This is a genomic window from Mesorhizobium sp. M4A.F.Ca.ET.090.04.2.1 (assembly GCF_003999085.1).
GTDB lineage: Bacteria > Pseudomonadota > Alphaproteobacteria > Rhizobiales > Rhizobiaceae > Mesorhizobium.
In genome coordinates, this window is sequence record NZ_RZOT01000379.1 from 1 (window position 1) to 5958 (window position 5958).

Below are 5958 nucleotides of genomic sequence, written 5' to 3' on the forward strand. Positions count from 1 at the left end.
ATGCTGGTACGGGCCGAAACCAATCCGGAAGGAAGACGCAATGAGTGTAGAAAAAGAAGCGGTCGTCGTTGACGGCGGCAGCGGCATGGGCGCGGAGGCGGCAAAGCGCCTGGCCGCCGACGGCTTCAAGGTTGCGATCCTGTCGTCGTCCGGCAAGGGCGAGGCGCTCGCCACGGAACTCGGTGGGCTCGGCGTCACCGGATCCAACCAGTCGAACGAGGATCTGCAGCGTCTTGCCGACCTGACGCTCGAACGCTTCGGCCGCATCGACGTGCTGGTCAACAGCGGCGGCCACGGACCGCGCGCGCCGATCCTCGAGATCACCGACGAACAATGGCACACCGGGCTCGACGTCTACCTGATGAACGTCATCCGGCCGGTGCGCATCGTGGCGCCCCACATGGTCAGGCAGAAGGCCGGCGCCATCATCAACATCTCAACGGCGTGGGTGGTCGAGCCGAGCCCGATGTTTCCGACCTCGGCGGTGTTCCGGGCCGGCCTTGCCGCCTACACCAAGATCTTCGCCAACACCTACGCCGCCGACAATGTGCGCATGAACAACGTGCTGCCCGGCTGGATCGACAGCCTGCCCGCCACCGAGGAGCGCCGTGACAGCGTGCCGATGCAGCGCTACGGCACCAGCGAAGAGATCGCCGCGACCATCGCCTTCCTCGCCTCCGACGGCGCCGGCTACATCACCGGCCAGAACATCCGCGTCGACGGCGGCATCATCGCCGCGATCTGACGCCCATCGGCCCGCGGGGGGATGCGCCCGGCCTGCCGTTGCGCATTGGCGGCAAGCCGCTCGCGGCAGGCCGTCATTCCTTCACCGCGCCGGTCATCGAGGAAACGTAGTGCTCGACAAAGAACGAGTAGAGCACCACGACCGGCAGCGAGCCGATCAGCGCGCCCGCCATCAGCGCCCCCCACTCGTAGACGTCGGAGCGCACAAGTTCGGTCAGCACGCCGACCGGCACGGTCTTGTTCTCCGACGACTGGATGAACGTCAGGGCGTAGATGAACTCGTTCCAGGACAGGGTGAATGCGAATATGCCGGCGGAAATCAGGCCCGGCACCGACAGCGGCAGCACGATCTTGGTGAGGATCTGCAGCCGCGTCGCTCCGTCTATGAGCGCGCATTCCTCCAACTCGAAGGGGATGGAGCGGAAATAGCCCATCAGCAGCCAGGTGCAGAACGGGATCAGGAACGTCGGGTAGGTGAGGATCAGCGCGAACGGCGTGTCGTAGAGCCCGAGGTTGAACACCATCACCGACAGCGGAATGAACAGGATCGAGGGCGGCACCAAATAGGCGAGGAAGACGGCGAGACCGACCTGCCGCGCTCCCGAAAACCTCAGCCGTTCGATCGCATAGGCTGCCAGCACCGCCGCCAGCAGCGACAGGAACGTGGCGGCGGTGGAGATGATGACGGTGTTGAGCAGCCAACCGGGATAGGACGTCTCGAAGAGAAGATAGCGGATGTGCTGCAACGTTGGATGCACGACCCAGAACGGATTGAAGTTGGCGTAGTCGGTCATCTCGACATTGGGCTTAACCGCCGTGATCGTCATCCAGTAGAACGGAAACAGCAGCACGATGATGAACACCAGCAATGGCAGATAGACCGTCACCACGCGGCGCGGCAGGCTTTGCAGGTAGCCCATGCCGCCTTCATCGGTTTCCGGACGTCTCGGTCTCTTGATCGCGGCCATTTCAGTCTCCGCCGCCTTGCTGCCACTTGCGGCGTTGCAGGCCGAAATAGCTGAACAGAATCGCCGCCAGCAGGAAGGGGATCATGGCGACCGCGATAGCGGCGCCCTCGCCAAGCTGGCCACCTGAAATGCCGCGCTGGAAGGACAGTGTCGCCATCAGGTGGGTGGCGTTGACCGGTCCGCCGCGGGTCAACACATAGATCAGCTGGAAATCGGTGAAGGTGAACAGCACCGAAAAGGTCATGGTGATGGCGATGATCGGCGTCAACAGCGGCAGCGTCACATGGCGGAACAATTGCCAGCGGCTGGCGCCGTCGAGCGTGGCGGCCTCGTAAAGCGATTGGGGAATCGTCTGCAGGCCGGCAAGCAGGGTGATGGCGACGAAAGGAATGCCGCGCCAGACATTGGCCGCGATGACCGAGGCGCGCGCGTTTGTCGGGTCGCCGAGGAAATTGATGCGATGGTCGATCAGGCCCATCTGCTGCAGCGCCCAGGACAGGATCGAGAACTGCGAATCGTAGATCCACCAGAAGGCGATCGCCGACAGCACCGTCGGCACCACCCAGGGCAGCAGCACCACGGCGCGGAAGAACGATTTGAAGGGAAGGTTCTCGTTGAGGATGAGCGCCAGCCAGAGGCCGAGCATGAACTTCAGGATCGAGGCGCTGATCGTGTAGAGCAGGGTGTTGAAGACGGAGAGCCAGAAGACGCCGTCGCTCCAAAGGTATTGATAGTTCTCGATACCGATGAAGATGCCGGGGCGGCCGATGCGGGCATCGGTGAAGCCGAGCCAGACGCCGAGCCCGAGCGGATAGGTCAGAAACACCAGGAGCAGCGCCGCCGCCGGCAGCATGAAGCCGAAGCCAAGCGCGTTGCGGCTTTCGCTCAGGCGCGACAGGATCGAAGAACGCTGCTCGACGGCAACGGACGGCACGGCCATGCGGTGGCTCCTCATCAGATGTGGTTGCGTGGCGGCCAAGGCGGCCGCCGCCCGGTTGCGCACCCCTCAGCGGGCAGCGCGCGGTCGCGGCTGCCCGGCCGGGCGGTGATCAAACCCGATAGTAGCGGTTGGCGCGCTTCTCCGCCTCTTCCATCGCCTCCTTTGGCGTCGCCTGGCCGGTCACTGCCTTGGCGAACATGTCGACCAGCACATAGTCGGCCATGGTCGCGGCCGAGGCGTAGCCGAGCGGCCCGGCAAAGCCGTTGGGGCGCAGCGTCGCTGAGGCCTTCGCGTAGGCGGCGTTGTTCGGGTCGGCCTTCCACACCGGATTGTTGTCGAAAGCCTTGAGCGTCTGGCAGCAATAGGCCGACGAGGAGGTGATCCAGTCCGCCATCTGCGGATCCTCGAACATGAACTGCAGATAGGCCTTGGCTGCGTTGGGGTAGGGCGTGTAGTCGAAGATGACGGCGCTGGTCACCTGGAACAGCTCGACGGACTTTCCGACCGGACCGATCGGCAGGTTGGTGGTGCGCATGTCCTTGGCGATTTCGTCCAGTTTCGGATCCTTGTCCTTGTTGACCTTGGCCGTGTTGTAGACGGAAATGCCATTGGCGATGACGCTCACTTCGCCGGCCAGGAAGGCACGGTTGTTGTTGACGTCGAGCCAGCTCTCGGTGCCCGGAATGAAGGTCTTGTAGAGCTGCTGCGCGTATTCGATCGCCTTCAACGTCTCGGGGCTGTTGATCGCCACCTTGCCGCTCTCGTCGACCATCTGGCCGCCATGGCTCCAGAGCAGCCAGTGCGCATAGTTGTTGCCGTCGCCGACGCCGTGGCCGTGCGTGAAGCCGGCAGGATGTCCCTTCGCCTGCAAGGCCTTGCAGAGCTCGAGGAAGCCCGCCGTGTCTTTGGGAAATTCCGCGAATCCGGCCTCTTTCACCCAGCTTTCGCGGTAGACGATGGCATTGCCGATGGTGGCGAGCGGCAGGCCGAGGAATTTGCCTTCCCGGGTCGCGTACTGCTTCGGTCCGTCGTACCAGCCGCCATATTTCGAGCCCAGATACTCACCCAGCTCGGTCACGTCGTGCAGCTTGTCGGGGTATTGATGCGGGTCGTCGAACCAGACGAACATCAGGTCGGGACCGGAACCGACATTGGCGGCGACCGCCGCCTTGGGACGGATGTCTTCCCAGCTTTCCTTGTCGACGCGAACCTCGACGCCTGTCGCCTCGGTGAACCGCTTGGTGTTGGCCAGCCACTGGTCCTCATCGCCCTGCACGAAGGGCGACCAGCGCAGCAGCCTGAGCTTCGCGCCGTCCTCCGGCTTGTATTTCAGGCCTTCCTGGGCCAGGGCGGGAGAGCCGACGAACCGGCTTCCCAAGGCGCCCGCCGCCACGCCGGCGGTCGTGCGGATCACGTCACGTCTGGTGAATTTCATGGTGGTCTCCTCCTGTCGGTTTCCTCGCTCAGTCGTTCTTACGGCCTGGTGCGCATCTCGAACCGCTTTCCGGTTTCGCCGTGAAAGAGATGGATGAGGCCGGGCTCGGCCGAGAGCCGGACGGTTTCACCTGGCGTAAAGGAATGGCGCTCCCGGAAGTTCGCGACGATCTCCTCGCCGCCTTCTGTCCGGCCGATGAGCTGCACCTCCGAGCCGGTCGGCTCGACCACCGCGACAGTGACCGGAATCCCCGCGTCGGACAGCCTGAGGTGCTCGGGCCGTATTCCCAGCACCACGGGTTCGCCATTGCTGATCGACGGCGTCGCCGCCAAAGGCACGGAAATCTCGCCTGCGCCGCGAAAGGATGGCGAGCCATCGGTCGCAAGCCCGCCCTTGAGCAGGTTCATGGCGGGCGAGCCGATGAAGGAGGCGACGAAGAGATTGTTTGGCCGGTCGTAGAGTTCCAGCGGTGGCCCGATCTGCTCGACGAGGCCGTCATGCATGACGACGATCTTGTCGGCCATGGTCATCGCCTCGATCTGGTCGTGTGTGACGTAGACCGTCGTGGTCTTCAGCCGCTGGTGCAACTCCTTGATCTCGGCACGCATCTGCACCCGGAGCTTGGCGTCGAGGTTTGAGAGCGGTTCGTCGAACAGGAAGACGGCCGGATTGCGCACGATCGCCCGGCCCATGGCGACGCGCTGGCGCTGGCCGCCTGAAAGCTGGCGCGGATAGCGCGACAGCAAGGGCACCAGCCCGAGGATCTCGGCCGCGCGCCGGACGCCGGCTTCGCTTTCTGCCTTCGAGACACCTTTGAGCATCAGCGAGAACGCCATGTTCTCGGCAACCGTCATATGCGGGTAGAGCGCGTAGTTCTGGAACACCATGGCAACGTCGCGCTCCTTTGGCGCGACGTTGTTGACGACACGCTCGCCGATTGCGATCTGCCCGCGCGAGATCTTTTCCAGGCCGGCGATCATCCTGAGAAGGGTGGATTTTCCGCAGCCGGATGGCCCCACCAGGGTGACGAATTCACCGTCCTCTATGTCCACGCTGACGCCGTGAAGGATCTCGACGCTTCCGAATGACTTGTAGACATCGGCAATCGCGACAGACGCCATCGAAATCCTCCCGGCTGGGTCCTGCGACGTCCGCAAGACTCCATTTTCTTTCTGACATGGCCTTGAAGCGGATCCCGTTAAAACGGCGGGAACCTCAATCCACCACACCAGCCGGCGACAGCTACCAAGGCTCCCCCCTTGGTCACGCGACTGGGCAAACGGTAGCGCTACCAACCCTGCGTGTAAAGCGGCGGTGAGAAGCCAGATCTGCCTAATCGCTCAGGCTCAATGAACGTCGATAGGCCTTAGACGGAAGTCCACGCATGCTGTGCTATTCCAGCGTGTATCGATCTACTGGTAAGCTCGCTGGGGTTTTATAGGCCAATGCTTGAATGGCACCGCACTCCTTCGAATCACGGATCTGCCGATTTTCTCGCCGGGGTGGAGATCGATCATCGCAAATGTTCGGATGACCTTGGCTGAGCTGGGCTCATTCCCCATTCACAAACGCCAGCACCAGCCTCTGCAAATTCCCGCCCGGTCCGAACTCGACGCGGTCGAAATCGCGGCTGGCCTGACGCTGCGCTTGTGAAAGTTCGGCAAGCCGTGCGGTGAGCTCGGTCCTGATCTTCTTGCAGCCGGGGTCGTCGGCGATCGTGAAGCCCACGCTCAGCGCCTCGATCTTTTGCACCATGTCGACGATCTGGGCGCCATGCACCTTCTCATGCGCGGCGATGCCGGCGGGTTTGCAAAAGCGCTGGGACAGTTTCGCCGCCGGCATCGGCGTGGCTGGCTTCGGCAGCGTGTAGG

6 protein-coding genes are annotated in these 5958 nt (G+C 63.2%); 1 reads left to right on the forward strand and 5 read right to left on the reverse strand.

Going from position 1 to position 5958, the window contains the following annotated elements; genetic code table 11:
- The first annotated feature begins 40 nt into the window (after positions 1–40).
- Positions 41–745 (forward strand): SDR family oxidoreductase, encoded by a 705-nt coding sequence (locus EN781_RS23230; protein WP_127400366.1) that lies wholly within the window; start codon positions 41–43, stop codon positions 743–745.
- 73 nt (positions 746–818) lie between these two features.
- Here the strand turns inward: EN781_RS23230 and EN781_RS23235 are convergent, their stop codons facing one another.
- From EN781_RS23235 to EN781_RS23255, 5 genes are all read right to left on the reverse strand, one after another.
- Positions 819–1712 (reverse strand): carbohydrate ABC transporter permease, encoded by an 894-nt coding sequence (locus EN781_RS23235; protein ID WP_127400367.1) that lies wholly within the window; start codon positions 1710–1712, stop codon positions 819–821.
- Between the two features lies 1 nt (position 1713).
- Positions 1714–2652, reverse strand: a complete 939-nt coding sequence (locus EN781_RS23240; RefSeq protein WP_126055290.1) for a sugar ABC transporter permease — start codon at positions 2650–2652, stop codon at positions 1714–1716.
- Positions 2653–2761: 109 nt separating this feature from the next.
- Positions 2762–4087 carry an ABC transporter substrate-binding protein gene (locus EN781_RS23245; protein WP_126055289.1) on the reverse strand — a complete coding sequence of 442 codons (1326 nt, stop codon included), beginning with the start codon at positions 4085–4087 and terminating at the stop codon, positions 2762–2764.
- A 38-nt stretch (positions 4088–4125) separates the two neighbouring features.
- Positions 4126–5208 carry a sn-glycerol-3-phosphate ABC transporter ATP-binding protein UgpC gene (ugpC, locus tag EN781_RS23250; RefSeq protein WP_126055288.1) on the reverse strand — a complete coding sequence of 361 codons (1083 nt, stop codon included), beginning with the start codon at positions 5206–5208 and terminating at the stop codon, positions 4126–4128.
- A 430-nt stretch (positions 5209–5638) separates the two neighbouring features.
- Positions 5639–5958, reverse strand: a 320-nt coding sequence (locus tag EN781_RS23255; RefSeq protein WP_127400368.1) for a DUF922 domain-containing protein, incomplete at its 5' end; no start/stop codon positions are given.